General features: G+C 60.9%; 24 protein-coding genes. 10 read left to right on the top strand and 14 right to left on the bottom strand.

Annotated features, from left to right (window positions below; genetic code table 11):
* Positions 1–105: 105 nt before the first annotated feature.
* Together QMK52_RS11185 and QMK52_RS11180 are read right to left on the bottom strand one after the other, a co-directional pair.
* Positions 106–1,104 carry a FecR family protein gene (locus QMK52_RS11185; protein ID WP_320404087.1) on the bottom strand — a complete coding sequence of 333 codons (999 nt, stop codon included), beginning with the start codon at positions 1,102–1,104 and terminating at the stop codon, positions 106–108.
* Positions 1,105–1,167: 63 nt separating this feature from the next.
* Positions 1,168–1,689, bottom strand: a complete 522-nt coding sequence (locus QMK52_RS11180; RefSeq protein WP_032879370.1) for an RNA polymerase sigma factor — start codon at positions 1,687–1,689, stop codon at positions 1,168–1,170.
* A 205-nt stretch (positions 1,690–1,894) separates the two neighbouring features.
* Here QMK52_RS11180 and aroQ point away from each other — a divergent pair, with 205 nt between their 5' ends.
* Both aroQ and QMK52_RS11170 read left to right on the top strand, forming a co-directional pair.
* Positions 1,895–2,341, top strand: a complete 447-nt coding sequence (gene aroQ, locus QMK52_RS11175; protein WP_005791645.1) for a type II 3-dehydroquinate dehydratase — start codon at positions 1,895–1,897, stop codon at positions 2,339–2,341.
* Entirely contained in the window at positions 2,341–3,189 is an 849-nt protein-coding gene (locus QMK52_RS11170; RefSeq protein ID WP_413817836.1) for a shikimate dehydrogenase, read from the top strand. The genes aroQ and QMK52_RS11170 overlap by 1 nt, the downstream gene beginning before the upstream one ends.
* An 80-nt stretch (positions 3,190–3,269) precedes the next feature.
* On the opposite strand, the gene QMK52_RS11165 is transcribed toward QMK52_RS11170, so the two are convergent.
* Together QMK52_RS11165 and quiC are read right to left on the bottom strand one after the other, a co-directional pair.
* Positions 3,270–3,935, bottom strand: a complete 666-nt coding sequence (locus QMK52_RS11165; RefSeq protein WP_005791647.1) for a TetR/AcrR family transcriptional regulator — start codon at positions 3,933–3,935, stop codon at positions 3,270–3,272.
* 75 nt (positions 3,936–4,010) lie between these two features.
* Positions 4,011–5,912 (bottom strand): 3-dehydroshikimate dehydratase QuiC, encoded by a 1,902-nt coding sequence (quiC, locus tag QMK52_RS11160; RefSeq protein ID WP_320404086.1) that lies wholly within the window; start codon positions 5,910–5,912, stop codon positions 4,011–4,013.
* Between the two features lie 226 nt (positions 5,913–6,138).
* On the opposite strand from quiC, the gene QMK52_RS11155 reads away from it, so the two are divergent.
* Positions 6,139–7,473 carry an MFS transporter gene (locus QMK52_RS11155; protein WP_005791649.1) on the top strand — a complete coding sequence of 445 codons (1,335 nt, stop codon included), beginning with the start codon at positions 6,139–6,141 and terminating at the stop codon, positions 7,471–7,473.
* A gap of 1 nt (position 7,474) precedes the next feature.
* Here the strand turns inward: QMK52_RS11155 and QMK52_RS11150 are convergent, their stop codons facing one another.
* The gene (locus QMK52_RS11150; protein ID WP_005791650.1) at positions 7,475–8,353 is read right to left on the bottom strand and encodes a DMT family transporter; all 879 of its coding nucleotides are present in this window, start codon (positions 8,351–8,353) and stop codon (positions 7,475–7,477) included.
* A 184-nt stretch (positions 8,354–8,537) separates the two neighbouring features.
* On the opposite strand from QMK52_RS11150, the gene QMK52_RS11145 reads away from it, so the two are divergent.
* From QMK52_RS11145 to QMK52_RS11135, 3 genes are read left to right on the top strand one after another with little or no spacing between them, the layout of a single operon-like run.
* Positions 8,538–8,948, top strand: coding sequence for a membrane lipoprotein lipid attachment site-containing protein (locus QMK52_RS11145; RefSeq protein WP_005791651.1), 411 nt, complete (start codon positions 8,538–8,540; stop codon positions 8,946–8,948).
* Positions 8,949–8,993: 45 nt separating this feature from the next.
* Positions 8,994–9,881, top strand: coding sequence for a neutral zinc metallopeptidase (locus QMK52_RS11140; protein WP_194439300.1), 888 nt, complete (start codon positions 8,994–8,996; stop codon positions 9,879–9,881).
* A complete protein-coding gene (locus QMK52_RS11135; RefSeq protein ID WP_194439302.1) occupies positions 9,882–10,856 on the top strand; it encodes an alpha/beta hydrolase in 975 nt (324 codons plus the stop codon).
* A gap of 45 nt (positions 10,857–10,901) precedes the next feature.
* On the opposite strand, the gene QMK52_RS11130 is transcribed toward QMK52_RS11135, so the two are convergent.
* From QMK52_RS11130 to QMK52_RS11120, 3 genes are read right to left on the bottom strand one after another with little or no spacing between them, the layout of a single operon-like run.
* Positions 10,902–11,489 carry an HAD family hydrolase gene (locus tag QMK52_RS11130; RefSeq protein ID WP_078822395.1) on the bottom strand — a complete coding sequence of 196 codons (588 nt, stop codon included), beginning with the start codon at positions 11,487–11,489 and terminating at the stop codon, positions 10,902–10,904.
* On the bottom strand, positions 11,486–12,355 hold the full coding sequence (gene tesB / locus QMK52_RS11125; RefSeq protein ID WP_005791655.1) for an acyl-CoA thioesterase II: 870 nt from the start codon (positions 12,353–12,355) through the stop codon (positions 11,486–11,488). Before tesB ends, QMK52_RS11130 begins: the two co-directional genes overlap by 4 nt.
* A 38-nt stretch (positions 12,356–12,393) precedes the next feature.
* Positions 12,394–12,963: a GNAT family N-acetyltransferase gene (locus QMK52_RS11120; RefSeq protein WP_005791656.1), complete on the bottom strand. Its 570-nt coding sequence runs from the start codon at positions 12,961–12,963 to the stop codon at positions 12,394–12,396.
* A gap of 76 nt (positions 12,964–13,039) precedes the next feature.
* Here QMK52_RS11120 and QMK52_RS11115 point away from each other — a divergent pair, with 76 nt between their 5' ends.
* Both QMK52_RS11115 and QMK52_RS11110 read left to right on the top strand, forming a co-directional pair.
* Positions 13,040–13,960: a histone deacetylase gene (locus QMK52_RS11115; RefSeq protein ID WP_194439303.1), complete on the top strand. Its 921-nt coding sequence runs from the start codon at positions 13,040–13,042 to the stop codon at positions 13,958–13,960.
* Between the two features lie 171 nt (positions 13,961–14,131).
* Positions 14,132–15,358, top strand: coding sequence for a TIGR03862 family flavoprotein (locus QMK52_RS11110; RefSeq protein WP_005791658.1), 1,227 nt, complete (start codon positions 14,132–14,134; stop codon positions 15,356–15,358).
* 120 nt (positions 15,359–15,478) lie between these two features.
* On the opposite strand, the gene QMK52_RS11105 is transcribed toward QMK52_RS11110, so the two are convergent.
* A complete protein-coding gene (locus tag QMK52_RS11105; RefSeq protein ID WP_078822399.1) occupies positions 15,479–16,813 on the bottom strand; it encodes a DEAD/DEAH box helicase in 1,335 nt (444 codons plus the stop codon).
* Positions 16,814–16,861: 48 nt separating this feature from the next.
* Positions 16,862–17,758, bottom strand: a complete 897-nt coding sequence (gene yedA / locus QMK52_RS11100) for a drug/metabolite exporter YedA (RefSeq protein WP_005791660.1) — start codon at positions 17,756–17,758, stop codon at positions 16,862–16,864.
* 161 nt (positions 17,759–17,919) lie between these two features.
* On the opposite strand from yedA, the gene QMK52_RS11095 reads away from it, so the two are divergent.
* On the top strand, positions 17,920–18,381 hold the full coding sequence (locus QMK52_RS11095; RefSeq protein WP_005791661.1) for an Lrp/AsnC family transcriptional regulator: 462 nt from the start codon (positions 17,920–17,922) through the stop codon (positions 18,379–18,381).
* 104 nt (positions 18,382–18,485) lie between these two features.
* Here QMK52_RS11095 and QMK52_RS11090 read toward each other — a convergent pair whose 3' ends face one another.
* Positions 18,486–18,758: a hypothetical protein gene (locus QMK52_RS11090; RefSeq protein WP_005791662.1), complete on the bottom strand. Its 273-nt coding sequence runs from the start codon at positions 18,756–18,758 to the stop codon at positions 18,486–18,488.
* A 474-nt stretch (positions 18,759–19,232) separates the two neighbouring features.
* On the opposite strand from QMK52_RS11090, the gene QMK52_RS11085 reads away from it, so the two are divergent.
* On the top strand, positions 19,233–19,544 hold the full coding sequence (locus tag QMK52_RS11085; RefSeq protein ID WP_005791663.1) for a DUF3077 domain-containing protein: 312 nt from the start codon (positions 19,233–19,235) through the stop codon (positions 19,542–19,544).
* Between the two features lie 690 nt (positions 19,545–20,234).
* Here the strand turns inward: QMK52_RS11085 and QMK52_RS11080 are convergent.
* From QMK52_RS11080 to QMK52_RS11070, 3 genes are all read right to left on the bottom strand, one after another.
* Complete coding sequence (locus QMK52_RS11080) at positions 20,235–20,846, bottom strand: 3'-5' exonuclease (RefSeq protein ID WP_320404085.1); 612 nt, start codon at positions 20,844–20,846, stop codon at positions 20,235–20,237.
* A 25-nt stretch (positions 20,847–20,871) separates the two neighbouring features.
* Complete coding sequence (locus QMK52_RS11075; protein WP_005791666.1) at positions 20,872–21,348, bottom strand: NYN domain-containing protein; 477 nt, start codon at positions 21,346–21,348, stop codon at positions 20,872–20,874.
* 120 nt (positions 21,349–21,468) lie between these two features.
* Complete coding sequence (locus QMK52_RS11070; protein ID WP_005791668.1) at positions 21,469–22,194, bottom strand: DUF2076 domain-containing protein; 726 nt, start codon at positions 22,192–22,194, stop codon at positions 21,469–21,471.
* Between the last annotated feature and the right edge of the window lies 1 nt (position 22,195).

Below are 22,195 nucleotides of genomic sequence, written 5' to 3'. Positions count from 1 at the left end.
TTTTGTTTATGCGAATGCTTCTCACCTAGCAAGACGCGCGAGACACGGGAAGTCAGTAATATTTTTTTGTAGGAGCAAGGGCAGAAGGTTTCTGACGGGAGAGGATCAATAGATCAGGCTGAGGCCGGCCAGGTCCAAGCGTTGCACTTGAAGTTCCTGGGTCAGGGTGGCGAGTACGCTGTCGAGCATGTCCAGGCGGAAGACACCGCTGACTTCGCGTTCGCCCAAGGCCGCGTCGGTCAACACCACCCGCCCGGGGCGGTAACGGTTGAGTTGCTCGATAACCTTGGCCAACGGCTGGCGGTCGAAGATCAACACACCGCGCCGCCAACTGGTGGCGCGATCCACATCAAACTGATCAAGGCTGACCACACCTTCAACGGGGCTGTAACGCGCAGCCTGGCCTTGCTGCACAACGCGCTCGGCCGGGCCGGTGGTCGGTGATACCTGCATAGACACCTCGACGCTGTGCTGCAGCACACCGACCCAGGCCTGGCTCGGGCCCTCACGCTCGACCACAAACCGCGTGCCCAGCGCCCGGGTCTGGCCCCCGGCGCTGTGCACCACGAACGGCCGGGTTTCTTCGCCTTTCATCGGCGCCACATCAAAAACCGCCGAGCCCTGGAGCAGGCTGATACTCCGCTGCACGCCATCGTAATCCAGGCGAATGGCGCTGGCGGAATCGAGCTCCACCCTACTGCCGTCCGCCAGGTGCACCGTGCGCATCTCTCCCTTTTGCGTGACGTAGTCGGCCTGCATGTGCAGCAACACGTCGGGCCCGTGTAGCCAACCGACGCCCGCCACTACCACGACCAGCGCCACAGCGGCTGCACGTTGCCACGGCCTTCTGCGTTTGGTGCGGCGCACGGGCGGGGTCGGCGCGGCTGGCCGTTGTCGGTGTACGGGCTCGTCCTTATGTACTTCACCCAATGCCGCCCAGGTCTGCTCGGCAAACCGCAGCGCCCCTTCGTGACGGCTGTCGCGGGCGATCCACTGGCGCAACTCGGCCTGCTCCTGTTCGCTCAGGGCACCGGCGTGCAGGCGCACCGCCCATTCGGCAGCCGCCTCGGTAATGCTGTGCTGTTGCGGACCCTGGCTATTCACGTGTGAATCTCGAATTTTCGTTATATAGACGCTCTGACGTCTGGCCTGGCATTTTTCGGTAATTCATTCGTCGGATGGCGCCACCTCGCCTTCCTGCAAGCGCTGCATCACATAGGCCAACGCCTTGGCCAAATGCTTTTGCACTGAGCTGTCGGAGATAGCCAGGTGCCGGGCGACCTGGGCGTGGGTCATGCCTTCGATACGGTTCAAGCGAAAAATCTGCTGGGTGCGCTCCGGCAGTTCCGCCAGTGCCTGCTTCAATGCCTGTCGCTGTTGCTGCGCCATTGCCTGAGCCTCCAACCCGGCCACGTCATCTTCGATCTCGGCCAGCGCCTCATGGGGCACGGTGTCGGTCTTGCGCCGTGCTTCCTGACGAATATGGTCGATCAGCAGATTGCTTGCCGTTCGATAGAGATAGCCCTGGGAGTTGTCGATGCGCTCACCGGCCGGTTTTTCCGCCAGCCGCAGGAAGCTCTCCTGCACCAGGTCTGCGGCCAATTGCGGGTCCCGTACCTTGCGGGCCAGATACCCGCGCAGGGTATCGGCGTGCTTGAGAAACAGGCCCTTGAGATCCACGTCCGACAAACCGACTCCCTGGAATGTATAGGAAACAGGCGGGCATCTTAAGCGTTGTCGAGAATGATTTTCAATTGATATCTAATCTGATCGGGCTGCAAGAGGTTGTTGATAACAGTTCGATAACCGCACAGATCCGCTGCGATCAATTGACCAAACTAACCAACCAGTACATTTTACCCACATAACCAATAAGAACTGTGGAGATCCCGCTATGCCGCCCATCGTGCTGGTGCTCAACGGCCCCAACCTCAACCTGCTCGGCACCCGCGAGCCGGCCACTTACGGCCATGAAACCCTGGCTGACATCGCCGCCCTGTGTGGTCGCAGCGCCACTGAACTCGGGCTGAAAATCGAGTTTCGCCAGACCAACCACGAAGGCGAACTGCTCGACTGGATCCACGGCGCCCGTAACCGTTGTGCGGGTATCGTGATCAACCCGGCAGCCTGGACCCACACCTCGGTCGCGATCCGCGATGCGCTGGTGGCCAGTGAAGTGCCGGTGATCGAAGTGCATTTATCCAACGTGCACGCGCGCGAAGCGTTTCGTCAGCATTCATTTGTATCGCCCATCGCCAAGGCCGTGCTGGCCGGGTTTGGCAGCCACGGCTACCACCTGGCGCTGGAGCACTTCAGCCAGACACTCAAGGGACGCGCCTGATGAAACCGCGCATTCTCGCCGGCCTGATCGGCGCCGGTATCCAGGCTTCCCGCACCCCTGCCCTGCATGAACACGAGGGTGACGCCCAGGGCCTGCGCTACCTGTATCGCCTGATCGACCTTGAGCCGCTGCACCTGGACCTCACCGCCCTGCCGGAATTACTGCGGGCCGCCGAGCTGATGCACTTCAACGGGTTGAACATTACCTACCCGTGCAAGCAGGCGATCCTGCCCCTGCTTGATGACTTGTCCGACGAGGCCCGGGGCATTGGTGCAGTCAACACCGTGGTGTTCAAGGACGGTAAACGGATCGGCCACAACACCGATTGCCTGGGCTTCGCCGAAGGGTTTCGCCGCAACTTGCAGGACGTTGCCCGCCGACACGTGGTGCAGATGGGCGCCGGTGGCGCGGGCGCAGCGGTAGCCCATGCACTGCTGGCAGAGGGGGTTGAGTACTTGAGCATTTTCGACGTGGACGCCTCCCGCGCCCGCGACCTTGTGGATAACCTCGCGCAGCGCTTCGGCCCTGGTCGTGCCCAAGTCGGCACTGATCTGGAAAATGCGATGGCCGAGGCCGATGGTTTAGTCAATACCACGCCGATGGGCATGACCAAATTGCCCGGCACACCGGTCCCCGCTGCGTTGTTGCGGGCAAGGTTGTGGGTCGCGGAAATCGTGTATTTCCCGCTGGAAACCGAACTGCTGCGCGACGCCCGCGCATTGGGTTGCCGCACCCTGGATGGCGGCAACATGGCGGTATTTCAGGCGGTGAAGGCGTTTGAGTTGTTCAGCGGTGAAGTGGCGGATGCAGACAGGATGCTGGCGCACTTCCAGAGCATGAATGGCTGACTGCCGAAACAGAGTTCAAATGTGGGAGCAAGCCCCCTCCCACATTTTGACTGCATTTCTACCTTGAGAGTTGGGTGTTCTCAGGCTTGCAGGTAGCGCAGCACCGACTCGCAGATCATCTCCCGGTGCCGGTGCTTGATCGCCTCGTCCGACAGTTCGATCTGGAATATCTCGCTGAAGGTATGCCGGTTGGAGACCCGGTAAAAACTGAACGAGTTGATCAACAAGTGCACGTCCAACGGCTCCAGCCCTTCGCGAAACAACCCCAGTTCGGCGCCACGGCGCAAGGTCTCGCCCAGCCCTTCGAGGATCTTGCTGTTCATCGCCTTGATGGTCTCGGTGCGTTTGACGTACTCGGCGTTGTGGATATTTTCGATGCTGACGATACGCACGAAATCCACGTTCTGGTCATGGTGATCGAAAGTGAATTCCACCAGCCGGCGAATCGCCTCACGCGGCTCCAGGGCCGTGAGGTTCATGCGGGTTTCGGTGTTGCGGATATCGCCGTAGAGCTTCTCCAATACCTCGACGTATAACTGCTCCTTACTGCCGAAGTAGTAATAGATCATGCGCTTGGAGGTGTGGATGCGCTCGGCGATGGCGTCCACGCGAGCGCCGGCCAGGCCCTGTTGAACAAACTCGACAATGGCTTCCTGGAGAATATTCTCGCGGGTCTTTTCCGGATTGTTCTTGCGACTCTTGCGCGGTGCGTCGGCTACCGCGGGGAGATCGGGACTCGAGGTCATGGTGCGCTCACGGCCATTGTTTGCAGGCGCTGATTATGGGCCGCGGCGCTCCCCGAAGGAAGCACCTGCCTGCGGTTATAGCCGGGCCTGGCGTACCGCCCCACTGCGCGACTTGGCCATCGCCGCCAGACGCACCGCTACGTTGGCCGCGCCGTAGCCGGCATAGCCGTTCTTGCGCTGGATAATCTCGAAGAAAAACCGCCCTTCGAACGCCTCGGTGTACACATGAAACAACTCACCGCCCTGGGCGTCGCGGTCGTACAGCACGTTGTAATACGCCAGCTCACTGAGGAACTCATCGTCGAAATCGAAGCGCGCCGCCAGGTCGTCGTAATAGTTGAGTGGAATATCCAACAACGGTACGCCGGCCTCTTTGGCCCGGCGCACCTCGGCGAAAATTTCCGCGCAATCGAAGGCAATATGGTGCACGCCCGAACCGCGATAGCTGGAAAGCGCGTGGGAAATCGCCGTATTGCGGTTTTCGGAGATGTTCAGCGGCAGGCGAATCGAACTGCAACGGCTGCGCAACGCACGGCTCTTCACCAAGCCGTAGGGGTCGGGCAGCACCACCTCGTCATCGGCTTCGAAATCCAGCAGGCTTTTGTAGAACAGCACCCAACTGTCGAGGCTGTCCGCCGGCAGCGCCATGGCCATATGGTCGATGCGCAACAAGCCACCGCTGGCGGGTGTGGCCGCTTGCAGGTTGAAATCGGTGTCGTACAGCCCGCCTTCGCTGGGGTCCACCAGGTAGATCAGGCTGCCGTCCGGCGCACGCACCGCGGCCAATTCCAGCTCGTTGGGGCCGACCAGGCCGCGATAAGGCTGGCCCTTGTAGGCCACCGCCCGCTCCAGGGCCTTGGCGCTGTCCTTGACCCGAATCGCGGTGGCGCACAGCGATGGGCCATGGGCCTCGAAAAAGTTGTGGGCGAAGGAATAGGGTTCGCAGTTGAGGATCAGGTTGATGTCACCCTGGCGCAACAGGCTCACGTTCTTCGAGCGATGCTGACCGGCCTTGGCGAAACCCAGGCGCTCCAGCCAGTGGGTCAGTTTGGCGCCGAGGCTTTCATCCACGGCAAATTCAAGAAACTCGATACCGTCGTATTCGCTGGCCGCCGGGGTTTCAAACAGGATGTCCACGGGCGCAGCGGGGGCTTGTTCAGCCAGGCGTTGGCGGGTTTTTTCTTCCAGGTATAACAGTGACCGCAAGCCATCCGCCGCATTCGCCCGAGTCGGCGCGGCGCGGAAACCGTCGTTGAAAATTTCCAGGGACAACGGCCCGGTGTAGCCACTCTGGATGATCGGTGCGAGAAAGCCAGCCAGGTCGAACTCGCCCTGCCCCGGGAAGCAGCGGAAATGCCGGCTCCACTCCAGCACATCCATGGCCAGGATCGGCGCGTCGGCCATTTGCACGAAGAAGATCTTGTCGCCGGGGATCTGCGCAATGGCGCTGGGGTCGCCCTTGAGCGACAAGGTGTGGAAGCTGTCGAGCAACACGCCCAGGCTTGGGTGATCGACCTGGCGCACCAGGTTCCACACCTGCTGCCACGTGTTCACATGCTTGCCCCAGGCCAATGCTTCATAGCCGATGCGCAGGCCACGCTTGCCCGCGTGTTCGGCCAGCAGGCTCAAGTCATCGAGCAGAATACGTTCGTCGCCCACGCTGTCGGCCGAGGCATTGCTGCACACCAATACCAGGTCGGTGCCCAGCTCCTGCATCAAGTCAAACTTGCGCTCGGCGCGCTCCAGGTTGCGCGCCAGGCGGTCGCGGCGGCATCCTTCGAAATCGCGAAACGGTTGGAACAAGGTAATGGCAATGCCCAGGTCGGCGCACATCTGCCTGACTTCCCGGGGGCTGCCGTCGTAATACAACAAATCGTTCTCGAAGATTTCCACCCCATCAAACCCGGCGGCGGCAATAGCCTCAAGCTTTTCCGGCAGGGTGCCGCTCAAGGACACAGTGGCAATAGAACGTTGCATGGAAGACTCCCGGCAATTGTTGTTTGTGGCAAATTATTCGCCCCCAGCCTACAGGCAGCAATTAAAATGTACGAACCGGTTAGTTTTTGGTGCGATTATCGAACACTATGCCCGTTTAGCGAATTGACGACTTTTTAACCACTGCGCACCATCGACCTGGCAATTCGTTCACGTAACAAAGACCCAGAACACACCATAAGAATTTCAAAAAAACGGGTACGACCTCATGCCTCTGCAAAATCCAGCCCTGGCCACGCGCCCGGGCAACCCGCACGCCGGCATCGGCGACAAGATCCGCGGCGCCCTGGCCGTGGGTAAAACGCGCTGGGGCATGCTGGCCCTGGTGTTTTTTGCCACCACCCTGAACTACATCGACCGCGCCGCCCTGGGCGTGATGCAACCGATCCTGGCCAAAGAAATGAGCTGGACGGCGATGGACTACGCCAACATCAACTTCTGGTTCCAGGTCGGCTACGCCATCGGCTTTGTGCTGCAAGGCCGCCTGATCGACCGCGTAGGCGTCAAGCGCGTGTTCTTTTGCGCCGTGCTGCTGTGGAGCCTGGCCACCGGCGCCCACGGTCTGGCCACTTCGGCGGTGGGCTTTATGGTTTGCCGATTTATCCTCGGCCTGACCGAAGCCGCCAACTACCCCGCCTGCGTCAAGACCACACGTTTGTGGTTCCCGGCGGGTGAACGTGCGGTGGCCACCGGCATCTTCAACGCCGGCACCAACGTCGGCGCGATGATGACGCCGATGCTGCTGCCCTTGATCCTGCACGTGTGGGGCTGGCAGGCGGCGTTCCTGTGCATGGCATCGCTGGGCGGTATCTGGCTGCTGTTCTGGGGGCTGAAGTACTACAACCCGGAAGACCACCCAAGCGTTAAACAATCGGAGCTGGACTACGTGCAACAGGAAGTCGAGCCCGAACAGCCCCGCGTGCCGTTCAGCCGCATCCTGCGTATGCGTGGCACCTGGGCCTTCGCCATCGCCTACGCGCTGACTGCGCCGGTGTTCTGGTTCTACCTGTACTGGCTGCCGCCGTTCTTGAACCAGCAATACAACCTGGGCATCAACGTGACGCAGATGGGCATTCCGCTGATCATCATTTACCTGACCGCCGACTTCGGCAGCGTGGGGGGCGGGATTCTGTCGTCATTCCTGATCGGCCGCGGGATGAACTCGATCAAGGCGCGGCTCTTGTCGATGCTGCTGTTCGCCTGCTGCATCGTCGGTGTGATCATGGCGGCCGGCTCCAGCCAGCTGTGGGTCGCGGTGTTCGCCATCTCCCTGGCCATCGGCGCCCACCAGGCCTGGACCGCCAACATCTGGAGCCTGGTGATGGACTACACGCCCAAGCACATGATGAGCACGGTGTTCGGCTTCGGCGGCATGTGCGCGGCCATCGGCGGCATGTTCATGACCCAGATCGTCGGCCATATCCTCACGGTGACCAACAACAACTACACAGTGTTATTCACCCTGATCCCGGCGATGTACTTCATTGCGCTGACCTGGATGTACTTCATGGCACCGCGCAAGATTCCTACCGTCGACCTTTGACCTACCTGCGCCGCTGCTGCCAGGCAGCGGCCAACCCGCTCATGCAGATCACCCCGATACCGACCACCGTGGTTGTATCGGGGGTATGGCTGAACACCAGCCAGCCCAACAACCCTGCAAACACAATCTGGCAATAGCCAAACGGCGCCAGCAAGGCCGGCGCCGCAAAGCGGAACGCCTGGGTGAGCATCAGGTGCGCGGTCATCCCGCAGGTGCCCAGTGCCAGCATCAGCACGCCATGCCACAGGCTCGGCACCTGCCAGAAGAACGGCACCATGGCGCTCATGACCAGGGTATTGCACAGCCCGGCGAAGAAGTTGCTGGTGGTCGGCGTATCGAACTTACTGAGGATGCGCGTCAACAGTTGGTAAAAGCAGAAGAACGTCGCCGAACACAACGGCAACAGCACCGCCGGCGTGAACAGTTCGCCGCCGGGATGGATGATTACCAACACCCCGATAAAGCCGCAGATCACCGCCAGCCACTGGCCGCGTGTCACATGTTCGCCCAACAGCGGCACCGACAGCGCCGTCACCAGGATCGGCGCGAGGAAGTTCACCGCCGTGGCTTCGGCCAATGGGATGTAGTGCAATGCCGCAGTGAAAAACAGGCTGGTGCCCAACAGGCACAAGGCACGTACCACCTGCATACCCGGGCGCTTGCTGCGCAGCACGCGCAAGCCTGATTGCGGCAGGAAGATCCCGGCCATCAGCAGGGTGTGCACCAGGTAGCGCGCCCATACCACCATCACAATGGGGTAGAACCCGGCCAGGTATTTGGACAAGGCGTCGTGGCTGGAGAACAGGAACGTCGCCACCACAATCAGCAGGATGCCTTTGAAAGGATGGTTGACGCCTGAGAGGGGGGTACTGACAGTCATGGAATTCTCTTGCTGGCGGGCTGAACGCGATGGTACTCAACCCGGTAATCTAGCAGCCGGGCCAGCGCCTGCTCCAAGAGCATAACCAAACAGCGGGCGAACAGCGCACTAAATCACTGGAATCGAGTCCAACCCTGCACGCTCGCCCAGGCGTTGCACACTTTTTAATCAAGGCCTTGCCGCTATGAAAAAAATCCTGTTTGTTCTGTCTGCCCTCGCCCTGCTTACCGCCTGCGATAAAGCCAAGGAAGCCCCCAAGCCCGCGCCGCCGTCTGTACAGGCGACCCTGGTGCCGCAGACGCCCCCCACCGATCAATGGGTCGGCAAATGGATCGGCGTCGAAGGCTTGCACCTGACCATCGCCAAGGACGACAGCATCGGCCGCGGCCACTACCTTCTGACCATGCAATACGGCCTCGACGCCGACGATGCCGGCACCTTCAAAGGTGAAGCGAACGAAGATGGCATCGCCTTCACCCGCCCCGACGGCCCGCAGCTGTTGCGCGCCGGAGACGGTGCCGCCACCGGCCTGAAATGGCTGGCGGATAAAAAAGACTGCCTGATCGTGACCACCGGCGAAGGCTATTGCCGTTAATACCGACCATAATCAATCACGGTTAGCACACAGAGGAATGCTCCCATGCTATGGAAAAAAGGCCGACGCAGCGACAACGTGGTGGATGCCCGCGATGACAGTGGCGGCGGCGGTGGTGGTATGCGCTTTGGCGGCGGCAAGGGCCTGAGCCTGACGGCCATTGTGCTGATCGTCGGCATTGGCTGGCTGACCGGCCAGGACCCGATGCAGATCCTCGGCCAGTTGACGGGGCAGGTGGAGCAGGCGCCGTCGGTGAGTTCGCAATCGCGCCAGGCGCCACCGGCCAATGATGAGCACGCCGATTTTGTGCGCGCGGTGTTGGGTGATACCGAAGACACCTGGGGCCAGGTGTTCCAGGAAAACGGCCTGGCCTACAAGAACCCCAAACTGGTGCTGTTCCGTGGCCGGGTGAACTCCGCCTGCGGTGGCGCCACCTCGGCCAGCGGCCCGTTCTATTGCCCGGCTGACCAGCAGGTCTACCTGGACCTGGATTTCTTCCGCGAAATGTCGCAACGCTTCCAGGCCGCCGGCGATTTCGCCCAGGCCTACGTGATTGCCCACGAAGTCGGGCACCACGTGCAAACCCTGCTCGGCATCTCGTCCAAGATCCAGGCGGCGCGCCAACAGGGTCGGCAGATGGAAGGGGATGGCGGCCTGCTCGTACGCCAGGAACTGCAAGCCGACTGCTTTGCCGGGGTGTGGGCCAACCGGGCGCAAAAACGCCTGAACTGGCTGGAGCCCGGCGATATCGAAGAAGCCCTGAATGCAGCCAACGCCATTGGCGATGACCGCTTGCAGCAACAGGGGCAAGGACGCGTGGTGCCGGACTCGTTTACCCACGGTACCTCGGCGCAACGGGTACGCTGGTTCAAGACCGGCTTCGCCCAGGGCCAGATCACTCAATGCGATACCTTCGCGGCCAAGAGTCTCTAAATGATCAAACGATTGGGGTTTCTGCTGGGTATGTTCGTGTCCTGCTGCACCCTGGCGGCCGAACACGGCGTCAAGGTGGTCAGCCCCGATCGCTTTCATCTGGAGGCCGGCGACCTCAGCCTCGGCGTGAGCCAGGACTGGCGCCAGCCGCTGCCCAAAGTCACACGCGCGCTGATCATCGTGCACGGCCGCTTGCGCAATGCGCAGACCTACTTGCAAAGCGGTATAGACGCCGCCACCCATGCCGGGGTTGGCGGCACTACGCTGGTGATCGCGCCGCAGTTTCTGAATCAATCGGACGTGAAGCGTAACCATCTGGGCAATCAGGTATTGCGTTGGAAGGGCAACGACTGGATGGCTGGCGAAGCTTCCACCGCGCCTGAGCAGGTCAGTTCTTATGGCGCTCTGGACCAGATCATCAAGCACCTGGGCAACCGCAAGCTGTTCCCGGCACTAAAGGAAATCGTGATCGCCGGGCATTCCGGTGGCGGCCAGGTCGTCCAACGCTTCGCCCTCACCGGCCATGACCACCCGTTGCTGCAAACAGAAGGCATCAGCCTGCGGTACGTGGTTGCCAACCCATCGTCCTACGCCTACTTCAGCCCGCAGCGGCCGGTGCCGTTCGATACGACCAGTTGCCCAAGCTTCAACGACTGGAAATACGGCATGCAAAAGCTGCCCGATTACGTGGGTGACCGAGGCGCCCAGCAACTGGAAAAAGCCTACGTCTCACGCGACATCACCTACCTGTTGGGCCAGCAGGACACCGACCCCAACCACCCGGCATTGGATAAAGGCTGCGAAGCCGAAGCCCAGGGTGCGTATAGGCTGATTCGTGGGCACAACTACTTTGATTACCTCAAGCTGCGCCATCCGCAGTTGAGTCACAAGCTGGTGGAAGTGCCGGGGGTGGGGCATGACGGGGATAAGATGTTTACCTCGCCAGAGGGAGAAAAGGTGCTGTTCACGCAGTAGTCACTGACGAAACCCAATGAAAATGTGGGAGCTGGCTTGCCTGGGTTAGATCATTCGGCGCAGCGCCGCACAATCCTCGGCATGCCAATCCGCCAACTCCGGCCACGGGTTATCCGGCAAGTTCACCAACACCGTCCTGGCCCCCGCCGCCCGGCCACAATCCAGGTCAAAGCGATAATCCCCGACCATCACCATCTCGCTCGGCGCTACCCCCCAGGCCGCCGCCAGTTTCAACAGGCCACCCGGATCAGGCTTGTGCGGCGCGTCATCACGCCCCAGCACATCCTCAATGGCAAAGCAGTCCGCCAGGCCAATCGCTTGCAGGGTGATATGGGCCAGCTCCCGCGCATTGCGGGTCAGGATCCCCAGGCGATAACCACGCCCGGCCAATTCCCTTACCAGCTCAACGGCACCTTCGGCCGCGACCGAACCCAGCGCCAGCTCGCGCTCATGCTCCAGCAGCCAGGCATGTTTGGCTGCCGCAACATCCGCCGGCAATGCGGCAAGGTGCGTGAGGATGTCGTCCTCAGGCGCAATCTCCAACGCCACGCGAATGGCGGCAAAGTCATGCACCGCCACCGTCAGCGTGCCGTCCATGTCGAACACCCAATGTTTAACGTCTGACAGGCTCATGCCCAGTCCTTGCGATGGCGGATCAAGCCTTCCTGGGTCACCGATGCCACCAGTTGCCCGGCGCGGTTGTACACGCTGCCGCGGGAGAAACCCCGGGAGTTACCGGCCCATGGGCTGTCCATGGCGTACAGCAACCAGTCATCGGCACGCAGGTCGGCGTGGAACCACAGCGCGTGGTCGAGGCTGGCCACCTGCATGTCTTTCTGCCACACGGTCTTGCCGTGGGGCAGCAACGAGGTGGTCAACAGGCCGAAGTCCGAGGCGTAGGCCAGCAAGTACTTATGCAGCGCCGGCGAATCCGCCAAGGCGCCGTCGGCACGAAACCACACGTACTTGACCGGGTCGGACGGCTGCGGGTTGAACGGGTCTTTTTCGGTGACCGGGCGCACTTCGATGGGCTTGGGGCACAGCAGCTTGTCGCGCATATGCTCGGGGATCAGGTGCGCACGCTGTTGGGTCAGCTCCAGCTCCGACGGCAGATTCTCCGGGCCCACCACCACCGGCATGGTGGTCTGGTGCTCGAAGCCAGCTTCGTCGTACTGGAACGAGGTGGTACAGGTAAAGATCGGATGGCCCTTTTGAATCGCGGTGACACGGCGCGTGCTGAAGCTGCCGCCATCGCGCACGCGGTCCACCGAATACACCACCGGCAACGCGGCATCGCCAGGGCGCAGGAAATAACCGTGCAGGGAATGCACATGCCGCGCTTCTTCTACGGTCTGGCTGGCCGCCGACAACGACTGCCCCAGCACCTGGCCGCCGAACAACTGGCGAAAGCCCAGGTCCTGGCTACGGCCGCGAAAGAGGTTCTCCTCGATCGGCTCCAGGGTCAGCAAGTCCACCAGATCTTCCAATACTTGGCTCATAGAGCAACTCCTACAATCAATAGGGCATTCCGGGCTGCTTATCCGTGCAGCGTGTCCAACCATTGGGCGCGGGTGATGCGGTACAAAACATGCGGGCGCAGCGGGTCACCGGCTGCGACTTTGGGGTGTTCGAAATCTGCCTGCGGATCGTAATGCATACCGATGGCCTGCATGACTTTTTGTGACGGCAGATTGGCTTCGGTGGTAAAGGCGACGACTTCGTCCAGCTGCAAGCGATCAAAGCCGCAGCGCAGTGCGGTCCAGGCCGCCTCACTGGCATAGCCCAGGCCCCAATGCTCACGGGCCAGGCGCCAACCAATCTCCACCGCCGGGGTGAAGCCCGCTTCGAAGCTGACATTCGCAAGCCCCGTCACGCCGATAAATTCGCCGGTGTCCTTGCGCTGCAGCGCCCAGAAACCAAAGCCATATTCAGCAAAATGCCCGCGAATCCGACCGATCAGCGCGGCGCTTTCCAAGTGGCTCAATTTAGCCGGAAAGTAGCGCATCACCTGCGGGTCAGCGCACATGCGCGCAAATTCCGGCAGGTCGCTGTCGCGCCATTGGCGCAGCACCAAGCGTGCACTTTCCAATTCCAGTATCGGCTCCATGGGTCCCCCTGCCTTGCCATGTGCGTGAGTGTACAGCGCTGTTAAGATCCTTCGCAGGTTCCCGTCAGAAAATCCCATGCCCTTGCCATTGATCTACCACGAAGACTACAGCCCTGAGTTCCCGGCGGACCACCGCTTCCCCATGGACAAGTTTCGCCTGTTGCGTGACCACCTGGTGGACAGTGGCTTGACCCAGGACAGCCAATTGCTGCGCCCGCAACTGTGCCCGGCAGACATCCTGGCCCTGGCCCATGAACCTGGGTATATCGAACGCTACATGGGCGGTGAACTGTCCCGCGAAGACCAGCGCCGTCTCGGCCTGCCCTGGAGCGAAGCCCTGGCTCGACGTACCGTGCGCGCGGTGGGTGGCTCGATACTGGCGGCTGAACAGGCCCTCGAACATGGCCTTGCCTGCCATTTGGCCGGTGGTACCCACCATGCCCATTACGATTATCCGGCGGGCTTCTGCATTTTCAACGACCTGGCAGTGATCAGCCGCTACCTGCTGGCCAGCGGCCGGGTCAATCGCGTGTTGATCTTCGATTGCGACGTACACCAGGGCGATGGCACTGCCCGCATCCTCCGCGACACACCGGACGCCATCACCGTGTCGCTGCACTGCGAAAAGAACTTCCCGGCACGCAAGGCCCAAAGCGACTGGGACATCCCGCTGCCCATGGGCATGGGCGATGCCGACTACCTCAAGGTAGTGGATGACGCGCTCAACTACTTGCTGCCGCTCTACCAGCCCGACCTGGTGTTGTACGACGCTGGCGTGGATGTACACAAGGACGACGCCCTCGGTTACCTCAAGCTGACAGACGCAGGCGTCGCCGCCCGCGATGAAAGCGTGATGCGCCACTGCCTGGGCCGCGACATACCGGTGATGGGCGTGATCGGCGGCGGTTACAGCAAAGACCGCCCCGCCCTCGCCCGTCGTCACGGCATCCTGCATCACAGCGCGCAGCGGGTGTGGACGTCATCAGGCTGTCATTGAATTCTGGGTGTTACTCACAATGCCTGTGGAACGGCCTGTGGATAACTTGAGCGTAAGCGGCTGCAAGCGAGTGGCCGCATGGCCTGTAGGAAAGTGTACGTTTTTTGATCAGGCAGCGGCGTCGTGGTCGGGTAGAATGCTCGGCCTATTCACATCACCGTAGCCCTGCCCATGCCTCAGACTTCTGCCCACCACGTCTCCATTATCGGCGGTGGCCCTGCCGGGCTGATGGCTGCCGAAGTCTTGAGCCAAGCGGGCGTGCAGGTGGACCTGTACGACGGCATGCCTTCAGTGGGGCGCAAGTTCCTGCTGGCCGGTGTGGGCGGCATGAACATCACCCACTCCGAAGCCTACCCCGCGTTTCTGTCGCGCTACGCCGAACGCGCCCCGCACATGGCGCCGCTGCTGCGCAGCTTTGGCGCCGAGGCGTTGTGCGAATGGATCCATGGCCTGGGTATCCAGACCTTTGTCGGCACCTCCGGCCGCGTATTTCCTACCGACATGAAAGCCGCGCCGCTGTTACGCGCCTGGCTCAAGCGCCTGCGGGATCAAGGTGTGGTTATCCACACCCGACATCGTTGGACCGGTTGGAATGCCGAGGGCGATTTACTTATCCACAGCCCGGACGGCGACAAAGTTGTCCACAGCGACGCGGTGTTGCTGGCCCTGGGCGGCGGCAGTTGGTCGCGCCTGGGCTCTGACGGTGCGTGGCTGAACCTGTTTGAAGGCAAAGGCCTGCCCTATGCGCGCTTGCAACCGAGCAACTGCGGGTTTGAAGTGTCGGCGTGGAGCGAGTTGATGGTCAGCAAATTCGCTGGCGCACCGTTGAAAAACGTCGCCATTGGCTTGGGAGACGACAAACCTCGGCTGGGCGAATGCGTGATCACCGCCACCGGCATTGAAGGCAGTTTGATTTACGCCTTGTCGGCGCCGATTCGCGAAGCGATCAACCGCAGCGGTGCGGCCACGGTGCATATCGATTTGCTGCCGAGCAAGCCGTTGGACAAGGTGCAGGCCGCATTGGCCAAGCCCCGGGGTTCGCGGTCGATGAGCAAGCATTTGCACAGCCAGTTGGGGTTGGATGGCGTGAAAGCGGCCCTGCTGCGCGAGCTGACGCCCGCTGAACACTTCACTGATCCGGCGCAGTTGGCAGTGGATATCAAGGCGTTGCCGCTGACATTGGTGAAAACGCGGCCGATGGATGAGGCGATCAGCACGGCGGGGGGTGTACCGTTTGAAGCGCTGGATGAGCGGTTGATGCTCAAGCCATTGCCTGGGGTATTTTGTGCGGGGGAAATGCTGGACTGGGAGGCGCCCACTGGTGGGTATTTGCTGACGGGGTGTTTTGCCAGTGGCAGAGCGGCTGGGCTGGGGATGTTGGAGTGGCTTAAACGCTGAGAGCCGCGCTGGATTCAAGGCCGCCATCGCAGGCAAGCCAGCTCCCACCTTTGACTGTATTCACAATTTAAAGGTGGGAGCTGGCTTGCGTGCGATGAGGCCATCAGCCACAGCGCAAAATCACTTCTTCTTACGCGGCCCGGTATTAAACACCGGCACCTTGCGCACCGGCTTGATCGACGGCTCAGCCGGCGCCACGTCACCACTGTCCACCCACTTGCCCAGGTTGCGCTTACCGCCACCACCGGACGTTTTAGGTTTCTTCGGTTTTTTCGGCTTCTTCACCACCTGCCCGCTGGCATCGGTATCCGGTACACGATGCTCCGGCTCGAAATCCGCTTCCATTTTGCGGGTAAGGGTCTGGCGGGTCAGCATCTCGATCGCCGAGAGCATGTTCACCTCATCAGCGCACACCAGGGAAATCGCCTCCCCAGTGTTGCCCGCACGCCCGGTACGGCCGATACGGTGGATGTAGTCCTCGGCCACGATCGGCAGGTCAAAGTTGACCACCAGCGGCAGGTCTTCGATATCCAGGCCACGGGCCGCCACATCAGTGGCCACCAGGATTTGCACCTCGCTGGTCTTGAAGCGGTCCAGTGCGCGTTGGCGGGTAGCCTGGGGCTTGTCGCCATGGATGCCGTCGGCGTTGATGCCCAGGCCCTGCAACTTGTCCACCAGGGCGTCCACGCCGTTGCGGGTCTTGGCGAATACCAATACCTGCTTCCAACGGCCCTTGCGCATCAGGTGCACAAACAGTTCCGGCTTGCGCTTCTTGTCCACCGGCACCACCCACTGCTTGACGGTGTTGGCAGCGACGTTGCGCGGGCTGACTTCGATGCTCAGCGGGTCGTTGAGCATCTGCCCAGCCAACAGGCGGATGTCATCGGAGAAGGTCGCAGAGAACAACAGGGTCTGGCGCTTTTTCGGCAACATGCGATAAATGTTGGCAAGCTCTTCGGAGAAGCCCAGGTCGAGCATACGGTCGGCTTCATCCAGCACCAGGGTTTGCAGCTGGTTGAGCTTCAGCGCGTTCTGGCGGAACAGGTCGATCAGCCGGCCAGGGGTGGCGACCAGAATGTCGACGCCTTTGCGCAGCTTCATCATCTGCGGGTTGATGCTTACCCCGCCGTACACCGCGTAGGTGGTCAGCGGCAGGTGCTGGGCATATTCAGCGACGCTGGCGTGAACCTGCTCGGCCAGTTCGCGAGTCGGGCACAGGATCAGCGCACGCGCCGAGTTGGCGGCGACTTTCGGCCCTTCCATGGTCAGCAGTTGCAGCAGCGGCAAGGCGAAACCTGCGGTCTTGCCAGTGCCGGTCTGGGCCGCGGCCATCAGGTCGCGACCGGCCAGCACCGCCGGAATGGCTTGCGCCTGCACCGGCGTCGGGGTCTGGTAGCCAAGCGTCTCAAGGGCGCGCAGCAAGGGTTCGATCAGGCCAAGGGTGGCGAAAGTCATGTAGTTACCGTAGGAAAAATTCAGCGCAAGGGCGTAATGCGCGGCAGTTTACCTTATTTCCGGCTTGGGCTTGCGCCACTGGGGCAGGCTGATCAGCAACACGGCGCTGATGATCACCAACATCGCCAAGGCTTCTTCCAGGCCGATGGTCTCACCGACGAATACAATCCCCAGCAACACCGCCACAGCCGGGTTCACGTAGGCATAGCTGGTCGCCGCTGCCGGACGCACATGCTTGAGCAGGTACATATAGGCGTTGAAGGCGATGATCGAGCCGAATACCGTCAGGTAGGCCAGAGCCAGCCAGCCTTCCAGTGGCGGCATGGCCTGCAGGTGCTCGCCCGACAGCGCGCTGACAATCAGCAGCGCCACGCCGGCCACGAGCATTTCTGCGGCACTGGCCATGGCGCCCTGGGGCAGTGGCAGGTGGCGGCTCCACACCGAGCCGAAAGCCCAGGAGGCCGCCGCAACCAACAGCAAAACTGCACCCGATGGGCTTGATTGCAAGGTACTGCCCATATTGAGCATGGCGATGCCAATGATCCCCAGAATCACCCCGGCCCATTCCAGCCGCGTATTACGCGCGCCCCAGAAAAACCCACACAGCAGGGTAAACAACGGCACGGTCGCCACGGCCAATGCCGCCACACCGGACGACACACCCATGTGTTCGGCCACGCTGACACCACCATTGCCCACGGTGAGCAACAAAATGCCGATCATCCCGGCGGCCTTCCACTGCGGCCAGGTTGGCGCCGGCACCCCGCGCCACCTGAGGAAGCCATACATCAACACACCCGCCGTGCAAAACCGAATCCCCGCCAGCAACAGCGGCGGCCAGTACTCCACACCGATGCGGATCACCAGGTAAGTGGAACCCCAGATCACATACAACGCGAAAAAGGCGGCGATCAACGGTAAGGGAAAGCGACGTGGGCCAGGCATTGGGCGGCTCTAATGGCAGGAAAAGGGAGACTTATTCTAGAAACGAAGGTGGATAAACTTAAGTTACAAAACCTGTTTAAACTGCCCATACACTTTTCAAACCACGGTTATGAGGTCTATAACCCGTGCTTTCGAAAGCCACGCGCAACCGGAGCCTTACCATGGACAAATACGACCGCATGCTCCTCAGCGCCCTGCTTGAAGATGGCCGTGCTTCCTACGCGCAACTGGCGCGCACCGTAAACCTCTCCGCCCCCGCCGTGGCCGAACGCGTGGCCAAGCTTGAGGCCAGCGGAGTGATCACCGGGTACCAGGCCAAAGTCGACTTATCCAAAGTGGGTTTGCCGATTCAATGCGTGATCGAACTGCGGCTGACCAATCACGGCAGCCAGAAGGTATACGACGCCCTGGCGCAAATTCCCGAACTGACCGAATGCCACCGGGTCACGGGCGACCCGTGCGTGATCATGCAAGCGGCGGTAGGCACCATGCCGCAGCTGGAAGACCTGATTAATCGGGTGGCGAAGTTCGGGTTCAGCAAGACCTCGATTATTTTGTCCAGCGCCATAGAGCGACGGGTGCCGTTGGGGCAGTTGGAAGCCAATGGGAAAAATGGTGGCTGAGCGATCGCCATCGCGGGCAAGCCCGGCTTCCACAGGGATCGCGTACTGCCCGAGCGACGCGGTCAACTGTGGGAGCTGGCTTGCCTGCGATGGCGTCAGAGGCCTCACCGAAAAGCAATGGGAAAATACAGTGGGCTTGATCTGCGCTGGACGATCAAATCAACGATCTGCTTTATGGTCGTGATGTGATTCCAATCCTCCTGAGTCGCTTGCAGCTTGAACTGCCACTTGATCTGCATGACAAAGCAGGTCAGGTCGTCATCAATGATGTCGTAGTCATGGATGAAATCGGTTTGCTCCGTCACTTCGCTTCGGTCGATAAAACCGATGATATCGACGAATAGCTGGATGACTTTTTCGCTGATTTCGACTCGCATCAAACTCATTTTCCTTATGGTCACGAGAGCCGGAGATTAAAGGTCTGTTGAGAAATCCTCTTGAGCAAAAGGAAAACCGGAACGCTCCGACAGCAACGCAGGACTTAACCTACTGACTGTTCCGACGACACATAAAAACGCCATCAACCGCGCGGTGTTTCAGTGGCCAGCAAGATCGATCCCTTTCATTTGCGGGACGTTTCCGAGAGAATCCCACGGCCTTGTTTCCGTCGGATTCGGTAGCTAGTCTCGCCCTGTCATCGAATGTTCGGTGACCGGACGTGCAAGTCCGATGGCAAGCAAGATCATAAATAAACCTTCAGCCGATATGCCTGTTATGGCGGCTGTGCGTGGGAGGCCTTCGGGCCTGCTGGGTTTGGATCCTTGCCCCGGTCTTGCACACCTACGCACAGTTGCCACCCTAATTCGCGTGCAAGCGAACGGTGTCGACTTCTTCCAGCAAGGAGTTTCACCATGGCCAAAAAAGTCACCCCCGATCCACCCAAATCCAAAACCGACTTCCTCAGCGAAGACGCCCTGCTCCACCGTCGCGCCATCGACTACTACCTCAAGGCATCCGCCCCGGATGCGCCGATCTTTATCCTGAATGACAACCTGAGCTTCGAAGACGCCCTGGCCCATGCGGCGGATTTGTTGCATTGCGCGGTGGAGACGGCCCATGGGTCGGGTGAGGTAATGACGGCGCCGCAGCGGGCGGTGATGCATTTGGTGGAGATGGCGAAGGGAGTGGTGGACCAGGCGTTGGTGTGCGCACAGTCTCGATAAACGACGCATAACCCCTGTGGGAGCGGGCTTGCCCGCGATAGCCATGGGTATCTACACAACTTTGGTACGCTGCTGCTCCTCTGCAAGGGAGCTTGCTGCCTGTCAGCTTATAGCTTCTAACTGACGCACCGCGATCCAAATGTGGGAGGGGGCTTGCTCCCGATGGCGGCCTCAGGGCCGACCAGGACGCTGGATCAGACTGAGTACATATCCGTTTTTTGGGTAACGGCCACTGTTGGTTCCGCTTTTACAGCGGGTCACTTTTGAAAAGAGCCGGAATGCCGGCCCAGCCAAAAGTAACCAAAAGGCTCTTGCCCCACCACTCGGCACCTCGCTTAGGCTCGGTGTGCCCGTAATCCGCCATGGATTTAGGGGGCCGCCGCCACGCGCCATCCATGGCGCGGGGCGGCTAAACCGGCATCCCTGCCGGTTTACCCCCCAAATCCCTGTCGAATTCCGGCCAGCGTGGTTTAACGGGGCGCCTAAGATCAAAAGCAGATCAAGAGCAGATCAAGATCAAGAGCGGCTCGCTTCGCATCGTGGTTACTGATGGTTGCTACGTCAGAGTTGTGTAGATACCCATGCCGCGATAGCGGAGGGTCAGGCAATAAATGGCTGGCTGATACACCGCTATCGCAGGCAAGCCAGCTCCCACATTGGAACTCCAGTGTTCTGGAGGGGGTGGCCGGATCAGAACCCGCGATGCTTTTTCAGGTGCTCATTGATTTTGGCGGCAGGCACTTTCTGCAAGGTGCATAACAGGTCATGGGACAGTTCGCGCAGGCCGTGGGTCTGGCGCAGTTGCTGGGCCAGGTGCGCCGTGAGGTTGGCGGCCATTTCCGCATCCGCCAGCGCCCGGTGAGCCTGGCCGGTGTGGGGCAGTTTGGCGTAGGCGTTGAGGGTGCCGAGCTTGTGGTTGGGCGCAGCCGGCATGAGGCGGCGGGCCAGCAGCAGGGAGCAGGCGAATTTCTGCAGGCGGGTGCGGCGGATCAGGCCGAGCTCATAGTCCCAGAACTTCTGGTCGAAGGCGGCGTTGTGCGCCACCAAGGGCGTGGTGCCGACGAACTCATTGACTTCGTTCATCACCCGTTCAGCCGGTGGCGCACTGCGCAGCATGGCGTTGCTGATGCCGGTGAGCTGTTCGATAAAGGCTGGCACGCGCACACCGGCGTTCATCAGGCTCTGGTAGCGGTCCACGATTTGCCCGCGCTCGAGGATGACCACGCCAATCTCCGTAGCCCGGCAGTGGCTGCTGGGGGTGATGCCGGTGGTTTCAAAGTCGATGACCGCTATACGTTCCAAACCTGTTCCAACTCCGTTCAACAGTCTATTTGAGCAACAACGCGCCTTCGATCGGCACGTAGTGGCTGGCGGCGCGTATCAATGAGTTGGCCGTCAGCCCCGGCACGCCGTAGGCCACGGCCCGCACGCCATGCTTTTGGATGATGCGTTCGAGCAGCATGTCGAAATCGCCGTCACCGGAGGCCAGTACGATTTCGTCGACATGGTCGGCGGCGTCCATGATGTCGAGGGTGATACCCACGTCCCAGTCGCCCTTGGCCGAGCCATCGCTGCGCTGGATATACGGCTTGAGTTTTACCGTAAAGCCCAGGTTGCGCAGGATCTGCTGAAATTGCTGCTGCTTGCTGTCGCCACGGTCGATGGCATACGCGTACGCCTCGACAATCTGCCCGCGAGCGCTGATGTCAGCCCACAGGGCGGCGTAGTTGAAGTGGCAGCCATAGGCTTGGCGCACGGTGTAGTAGAGGTTTTGTACATCGGCGAACACTGCAATTTTCTTCACCGCACTTCCTCATGGACAGCCAGGCGCCAGCGCCCGGAAAGGGCGCCAGTATGCCAGCCAAGGGAGTGTTTCCGGGAAAAAATCAGACCGGAGCGCCGTGGCGCCCCGGGCCAAGAGGTGTCAGACGAAAGAATCGTCGTCGCCAAAGGAAGAGGAATCGTCGGAATAATCGCTGTCAGCGAAGCCGTCGGCATTGTTGCCGCCCCAACTGTCATTGCCGGCAAACTTCTGGTCATCGTTGCCCCAGTCACCCTGGTCACTGGCCGGTGCCGGTTGTTCGATGATTTCTTCCACCACCTGTGGCTGCTGATTATGGTGGAACAGGCTGCTGATGCCTTCGGCGAGCAACACACCACCGGCCACACCGGCAGCGGTCTTCATGGCGCCGCCGAGGAAACCGCTGCCCACGGGTGCGCCAGCCGGTGCTTGCGGCGGCTGATAGTTTTGCTGCGGTGCTGGCTGGTTGAAAGACGGCCGTGCCGGCTCACGCCAGCCCCCACCGGAGTTGTTCGGCGCAGGCTGTGGCTCGCGGGAGCTACCGCCAAAGATGCTCGACAGAAACCCACCACCACTGGCCGGCGCCGCTTGCGCAGACTTGGCCCGCTGCAGTTCATCCTGCAATTGCTGGATCTGTTGCGCCTGTTGCTTGTTTTGTGCATCCAGAGCCTGGAGCGCATGTTCCTGCACCAGCAATGACTGGGTCATGTAGTAGCCGGCGGCGGGTTGGCGAGTCATGTGCTCCTTGATCCGCGCTTCGGCCTGGGCGTCGCGGGGGGCTGAGTCCGTTTCGGCTTGCTGCAACCGTGAAAACAGTCCATCGATCAGGGTTTGCTCTTCGCTGTTCATG

This window comes from Pseudomonas sp. P9_2 (genome assembly GCF_034008255.1).
Taxonomy (GTDB): domain Bacteria; phylum Pseudomonadota; class Gammaproteobacteria; order Pseudomonadales; family Pseudomonadaceae; genus Aquipseudomonas; species Aquipseudomonas synxantha_A.
Note: the sequence above shows the minus strand (reverse complement) of the source record. Positions and strands in the feature narration are given on the sequence as shown.

Coding starts and splice junctions, on each gene's coding strand:
- QMK52_RS11090 (WP_005791662.1), bottom strand. CDS start 18,758: ATGCGAGTCGAAATCAGCGAAAAAGTCATCCAGCTATTCGTCGATATC.
- QMK52_RS11095 (WP_005791661.1), top strand. CDS start 17,920: ATGGACAAATACGACCGCATGCTCCTCAGCGCCCTGCTTGAAGATGGC.
- QMK52_RS11150 (WP_005791650.1), bottom strand. CDS start 8,353: ATGACTGTCAGTACCCCCCTCTCAGGCGTCAACCATCCTTTCAAAGGC.
- QMK52_RS11145 (WP_005791651.1), top strand. CDS start 8,538: ATGAAAAAAATCCTGTTTGTTCTGTCTGCCCTCGCCCTGCTTACCGCC.
- QMK52_RS11170 (WP_413817836.1), top strand. CDS start 2,341: ATGAAACCGCGCATTCTCGCCGGCCTGATCGGCGCCGGTATCCAGGCT.
- QMK52_RS11165 (WP_005791647.1), bottom strand. CDS start 3,935: ATGACCTCGAGTCCCGATCTCCCCGCGGTAGCCGACGCACCGCGCAAG.
- QMK52_RS11140 (WP_194439300.1), top strand. CDS start 8,994: ATGCTATGGAAAAAAGGCCGACGCAGCGACAACGTGGTGGATGCCCGC.
- tesB (WP_005791655.1), bottom strand. CDS start 12,355: ATGAGCCAAGTATTGGAAGATCTGGTGGACTTGCTGACCCTGGAGCCG.
- aroQ (WP_005791645.1), top strand. CDS start 1,895: ATGCCGCCCATCGTGCTGGTGCTCAACGGCCCCAACCTCAACCTGCTC.
- QMK52_RS11085 (WP_005791663.1), top strand. CDS start 19,233: ATGGCCAAAAAAGTCACCCCCGATCCACCCAAATCCAAAACCGACTTC.
- QMK52_RS11110 (WP_005791658.1), top strand. CDS start 14,132: ATGCCTCAGACTTCTGCCCACCACGTCTCCATTATCGGCGGTGGCCCT.
- yedA (WP_005791660.1), bottom strand. CDS start 17,758: ATGCCTGGCCCACGTCGCTTTCCCTTACCGTTGATCGCCGCCTTTTTC.
- QMK52_RS11130 (WP_078822395.1), bottom strand. CDS start 11,489: ATGAGCCTGTCAGACGTTAAACATTGGGTGTTCGACATGGACGGCACG.
- quiC (WP_320404086.1), bottom strand. CDS start 5,912: ATGCAACGTTCTATTGCCACTGTGTCCTTGAGCGGCACCCTGCCGGAA.
- QMK52_RS11135 (WP_194439302.1), top strand. CDS start 9,882: ATGATCAAACGATTGGGGTTTCTGCTGGGTATGTTCGTGTCCTGCTGC.
- QMK52_RS11105 (WP_078822399.1), bottom strand. CDS start 16,813: ATGACTTTCGCCACCCTTGGCCTGATCGAACCCTTGCTGCGCGCCCTT.
- QMK52_RS11120 (WP_005791656.1), bottom strand. CDS start 12,963: ATGGAGCCGATACTGGAATTGGAAAGTGCACGCTTGGTGCTGCGCCAA.
- QMK52_RS11155 (WP_005791649.1), top strand. CDS start 6,139: ATGCCTCTGCAAAATCCAGCCCTGGCCACGCGCCCGGGCAACCCGCAC.
- QMK52_RS11070 (WP_005791668.1), bottom strand. CDS start 22,194: ATGAACAGCGAAGAGCAAACCCTGATCGATGGACTGTTTTCACGGTTG.
- QMK52_RS11115 (WP_194439303.1), top strand. CDS start 13,040: ATGCCCTTGCCATTGATCTACCACGAAGACTACAGCCCTGAGTTCCCG.